5 protein-coding genes and 1 pseudogene are annotated in these 5,081 nt (G+C 67.8%); 1 reads left to right on the top strand and 5 read right to left on the bottom strand.

Annotated features, from left to right (window positions below):
• Positions 1-397 (bottom strand): annotated as a pseudogene (locus ACIQ09_RS21625) (threonine synthase); the annotation flags it as partial.
• 93 nt (positions 398-490) lie between these two features.
• The gene (locus ACIQ09_RS21620) at positions 491-1,600 is read right to left on the bottom strand and encodes a hypothetical protein (protein WP_398314391.1); all 1,110 of its coding nucleotides are present in this window, start codon (positions 1,598-1,600) and stop codon (positions 491-493) included.
• Positions 1,601-1,707: 107 nt separating this feature from the next.
• Between ACIQ09_RS21620 and ACIQ09_RS21615 the strand changes: the two genes are divergently transcribed.
• Entirely contained in the window at positions 1,708-2,892 is a 1,185-nt protein-coding gene (locus ACIQ09_RS21615; protein ID WP_398314389.1) for an HPP family protein, read from the top strand.
• A gap of 6 nt (positions 2,893-2,898) precedes the next feature.
• Here ACIQ09_RS21615 and ACIQ09_RS21610 read toward each other — a convergent pair whose 3' ends face one another.
• The 3 genes from ACIQ09_RS21610 to ACIQ09_RS21600 all read right to left on the bottom strand — a co-directional run.
• Entirely contained in the window at positions 2,899-3,165 is a 267-nt protein-coding gene (locus ACIQ09_RS21610) for a DUF2249 domain-containing protein (RefSeq protein ID WP_398314387.1), read from the bottom strand.
• A 165-nt stretch (positions 3,166-3,330) separates the two neighbouring features.
• Positions 3,331-4,638, bottom strand: coding sequence for a homoserine dehydrogenase (locus ACIQ09_RS21605; RefSeq protein WP_398314385.1), 1,308 nt, complete (start codon positions 4,636-4,638; stop codon positions 3,331-3,333).
• 84 nt (positions 4,639-4,722) lie between these two features.
• The coding region (locus ACIQ09_RS21600; protein WP_398314383.1) for an aminotransferase class I/II-fold pyridoxal phosphate-dependent enzyme at positions 4,723-5,081 on the bottom strand (359 nt) is incomplete at its 5' end.

Genomic DNA, 5,081 nt, shown 5'->3' with positions numbered 1-5,081 from the left:
CGAACAGGTTGCCCAGCAGCTGCATGGCCATGTCCTTGAAGGCCAGGGTCGGGCCGTTGGACAGCTCCAGCAGACCCAGCTTGCCCGGCTCCAGCCAGTGCACCGGGGTGATCTCGGCCGCCTTGGCCCCGTCGCGCACATAGCCATACACCTCGGCGGTGTAGGTCTTGTCGCAGATGGCCTTCAGGTCGGCGGCGGGGATGTCATCGATGAACTTCGACAGGATGGCGAAGGCCAGCTCGGCGTAGGACAGGGTGCGCCAGGCGTCCAGGTCGCCGCGGCTGATCTGCGGGTAGCTCTCCGGCAGATACAGGCCGCCGTCCGGCGCCAGACCGCCAAGGAGGATGTCACAGAAGGATTGGGGAGCAGACTGGCCGCGGGTGGAGATATAGCGCATGGTTCTCGCCGAGTTGAAAACGGAGGGCCTTGGAAGATAGCACAGGCAGCGCGGCCCTTGGCCCTCCCCTGCACCCTGTCGCCGGCCACCCCGTCATGGGCGGCGCATCAGGCCACCGCCAAGGGCGGCCGCAAACAGCAGCACACCGGCCGCCAGCAGGCCCACGCCGAACCCGGAACCGGCCATCAGCACCACCCCCCCGGCCAGGAACAGCCCGGCGCGCAACCTCCCGTGGCGGGCCAGTCGCTCGCGCAGTTGTGTCCGCGCTGGCGTCAGGGGGCCCGGAAAACGCCACACCGGCAGCAATTGGGACAAGGCCCCGGTGACCAGCGGCAGCAGGAACAGGGCAAAGAAGCCCGCCACCGCCGGCCTCCCCGGCATGGCCCCGACGCCTTGGGCGAGCCCGACGAGAATCAGCCCGAGCAGCCCTGTGGTGGCCACCAGCAGGGACGTGGCCACACCGTCACCAAGGAGCCGCCCCAAGCCGTGGGTGCGCACCCAGGCGACGAGGGTTGCCGCTGCTACACCGCCCAGCAACACGGCTGCCGGTAGCCCCAACCAGGGCAGGCCACCCGCCAGTGCGGCGGCGCCCACCCCGGCGAGCATCCACGGCAACTGCTGCTGCAGGCGCTGCGCGACCAGGGGGTCGGGCCGCCCCAGGGCCGTCGGCATGAGCACATGCAGGGTGCCGATGGCGCTCAGGCCGATGAAACCCAGGGTATTGAGGTGGAGATGGGCGAGACGCGCCAGGCGGTAGGCCGGCGGCCACAGCAGCCCGAGCCCGATGACCAGCAGCGCCAGCATCAGGCAGCTCAGGGCGGCGACATACCAGGCCAGCCCAGGGTGGGGCCGACCCAGGGCCTTGCGCCCCTTGCCAAGCACCCAGGCGAGGAACACCCCGGTTGTCACCAAGCCGATAGTCAGCGCCCCATGCAGTGCCCACCCGGGCAGCCACCCACCCAGCGCCCCCAATGCCAGCAAGCCGGCTGCCTGCATGGCGAGGGGCAGGCGGCGAACCGCCCCCGTCGCACCGCTGCTGCGCGTCAGCACCGGCACGAAGTGCCCCATCGCGGCAAACACCAGGGGCATGGCCCCCACCGCAAAGGCCGCATGGGCCGCCGCCACCGGTGAAGCCCCTTGCAGCGCGAGCAGGATCGCCGTGGCAAAGGCCAGCACCGCGCAGCATCCCAGATAAATCAGCACTGCCGTTTCCTCCTCTTTCGCCATGCCCCCAAACCAAACACGGATCAAGGCCAGGCCGCTCATTTGATGCCTAGAGTGCCGGCCCTACCTTTCGGCCCCACACTGCGATGGACGCCCTACGCACCACTCTTCACCACTTCGCCCGTCGTTACCTCATCGCCGACGCCGCACCGCTTTCCCGCGGGGAACGCCTGCGCAGCGCGCTGGCCGCCTTCGCCGGCGTGCTGATCTACGAGGCGGTGCTCTTCGTGGCGCCGGTCACACCCGACGCCCGGCGCGCCCTGGCGCCCCTGGGAGCCAGCGCCGTCATCCTGTTCACCTTACCCCACTCGCCCCTCGCCCAGCCCTGGTCGGTAGCTGGAGGCCTGCTCCTGCCGGCGCTGGTGGGGCTGGCCTGCGGGCTCGGGGTGCCGTCGCCCTTCCTGGCTGCGGCCCTCGCCGTGGGCCTCTCCGTCGGCATCATGGGCTGGCTGCGCTGCATCCACCCCCCCGGCGGGGCGATGGCGCTGGTGATGGCTAGCCACGGGCTGCAGGGTCAGGATGCGGGCACCGGGCTGGCCGCCGTGGGCTGGAATGTGCTGGCCATGCTGATCGCCGCCACCGCCGTCAACAACGCCCTACCCAGCCGGCGCTACCCCCTGTGCTCGCCGCCGGTGCCCCAGCCCGGCCAGCCCCGACCCCCGGCATCGGGGATCAGCCACCCCGACCTGACCGCCGCACTGGCCGAGATGGACACCTACCTGGATGTGAGTGAAGACGACCTGACCCAGGTGTTCAGCCGCGCCGCCCGCCACGCCTTCAATCGACACGTCCTGCTTCGCTGCGCCGAGATCATGACGCCACCACCCGCTACCCTCGACTTCGCCACCGACCTGAACGAGGCCTGGCGAACCCTGCGACGCCACGCGGCAAACGCCCTGCCCGTCGTGGACCGGGCAGGGCGGCTGGAGGGCCTGCTGAGCCTGGAGGACTTTCTGCGCCATGTGGCGCCGGACGAGGGGCCACGCATCGGCGAAAACGTCCGCCGCCTGCTGCGCCCCACGCCCGGCCTCCATGCGGACAAGCCTGAAGTCGTCGGACAGATCATGCTCACCGCCAGGCACGGCCTGTGCAGCGTCGGCCAGCACGAAGGCATCGGCGTCGCCGCCGACATCCTGGCCGGTGAGGGCCAGGCCCTGCTGCCGGTAGTGGACGAAAGAGGGCGGCTGACCGGTGTGATCAGCCGCCCCCACCTCACTGCCGTGCTCTTGCGGCACGAGGCGCTGGCCTACGTGCGCAACGACCGCCTCTAAGTCGGTTCAGCCGACGCGAGCAAAGTCGATGACGATGGCGCCCGGCTCGCGCTGGCGATAGGTGATGGTGAGCTTGTCGCCATAACGCTGCTGCAACTGGCCCAGCAGCGGCAGCGGGTCGTGGTCGTTGCAGAACTGCATCACCTCGCCCGGCACCAGGGCATCCAGGGCGCCGAAGATGGCCGCATGGCGGAAGCGCTTGGCAATGCCCCGGGCATCGAAGGGGTAGATGGCTTCGGGGGTGATGTGGTTGCAGACGTGAATGGTTTGCATGAGGGGCTCCTGGGGCTCGGTAAAGTCCGACTGAATTTGTCGGGTATCGTCAGTGTGCCGCCTCGCGCTGCCCCGTTCCTTGATCTGGATCGGGTTTTGGCCCACCGCGAAGGCAACAAAAAAGCCGCCCGAAGGCGGCTTTGGCAAACGCCGGAAACCCGGGGATTACAGGTTTTCCAGGCGCAGGCGGATCACCTGGCTGGTCACCGAGTCAAGGCTCTCGATCTTGGCGATGGCGGTGTCCACGTTCTTTTCGATGGTCAGGTGGGTCAGGATGATGATGTCGGTCTGGGACTCACCCTCTTCCGGCTCACGCTGCAGCATGGCGTCGATGGAGATGGACTGGTCGGCCAGGATGCGGGTGACGTCGGCCAGCACGCCCGGCTTGTCGAGCACGCGCAGGCGCAGGTAGTAGCTGGTCTCCACCTCTTCGATGGGCAGCACCGGCACGTCGGTGATCTGGTCGGGCTGGAAGGCCAGGTGGGGCACGCGGTGTTCCGGATCGGCGGTGTGCAGACGGGTCACATCCACCAGGTCGGCGATCACCGCGGAGGCGGTCGGCTCGGCGCCGGCACCCTTGCCGTAGTAGAGGGTGGCACCCACGGCGTCGCCCTGCACCAGCACGGCGTTCATGGCGCCTTCCACGTTGGCGATCAGACGCTTCTCGGGGATCAGGGTGGGGTGCACACGCAGCTCGATACCCTGCGGGCGGCGCCGGGCGATGCCCAGCAGCTTGATGCGGTAGCCCAGTTGTTCGGCGTACTTGATGTCGGCGGCTTCGAGCTTGGTGATGCCTTCCACGTAGGCCTTGTCGAACTGCACCGGCACACCAAAGGCGATGGAGGCCATCAGGGTGGCCTTGTGGGCGGCGTCCACGCCTTCAATGTCGAAGGTCGGGTCGGCTTCGGCGTAGCCGAGGCGCTGGGCTTCCTTGAGCACGTCGGCAAAGGGCAGGCCCTTGTCGCGCATCTCGGACAGGATGAAGTTGGTGGTGCCGTTGATGATGCCGGCGATCCACTGGATGCGGTTGGCCGACAGGCCTTCACGCAGCGCCTTGATGATGGGGATGCCACCGGCCACGGCGGCCTCGAAAGCCACCATCACGCCCTTCTTCTGGGCCGCGGCGAAGATCTCGTTGCCATGCACGGCGAGCAGGGCCTTGTTGGCCGTCACCACGTGCTTGCCGTTCTCGATGGCCTTCAGCACCAGCTCCTTGGCCACACCGTAGCCACCGATCAGCTCAACGACGATGTCGATCTCGGGGTCGGTCACCACCGAGAAGGCGTCGTCGGTAAGGCGCACGCCGCTGCCGGTAACGCTCTTCGCCAGTTCCAGGTTCTTGTCGGCCACCGCGGTGATGCGGATCGGCCGGCCGGCACGGCGGGTGATTTCTTCTTCGTTACGCTTGAGAACGGTAAAGGTGCCACCGCCGACGGTGCCGATGCCCAGGAGGCCAACATTGATGGGTTTCATGGTCTTTTGGGGAGTGAGGATGTGAATGGGTCTGTGTTGAAAATGGAAAGGGCGCGACGGTGGTCGCGCCCGTAAAAGCAGGTTTCAGGTGCCGTGACGCTTCCGGTAGTTTTCGAGGAAGCGGGCAACCCGGCCGATGGCGTCGCGCAGGTCATCCTCGTGGGGCAGGAAGACCAGACGGAAGTGATCGGGGCTGGGCCAGTTGAAGCCGGTGCCCTGCACCAGCAGCACCCGCTCCTCCTCGAGGAGTTCGGCGATGAACTGCTGGTCGTCCTCAATGGGATAGATCCTGGGGTCAAGCCGCGGGAACATGTACAAGGTGGCCTTGGGCTTGACGCAGCTGACACCGGGAATGGCGTTGATCAGCTCGTAGGCCAGGTCCCGCTGGCGGCGCATGCGCCCGCCCGGAGCCACCAGATCGTCAATGCTCTGGTAGCCGCCCA

Source organism: Zoogloea sp., assembly GCF_044344315.1.
Classification (GTDB): Bacteria; Pseudomonadota; Gammaproteobacteria; order Burkholderiales; family Rhodocyclaceae; genus Zoogloea.
The sequence above is the reverse complement of the archived record's forward strand: the minus strand, read 5'-3'. Positions and strand labels throughout refer to the sequence as shown.

Excerpts from the sequence above, each read along its gene's own strand:
- ACIQ09_RS21615 (WP_398314389.1), top strand. The coding sequence starts at position 1,708 with ATGGACGCCCTACGCACCACTCTTCACCACTTCGCCCGTCGTTACCTC.
- ACIQ09_RS21610 (WP_398314387.1), bottom strand. The coding sequence starts at position 3,165 with ATGCAAACCATTCACGTCTGCAACCACATCACCCCCGAAGCCATCTAC.
- ACIQ09_RS21605 (WP_398314385.1), bottom strand. The coding sequence starts at position 4,638 with ATGAAACCCATCAATGTTGGCCTCCTGGGCATCGGCACCGTCGGCGGT.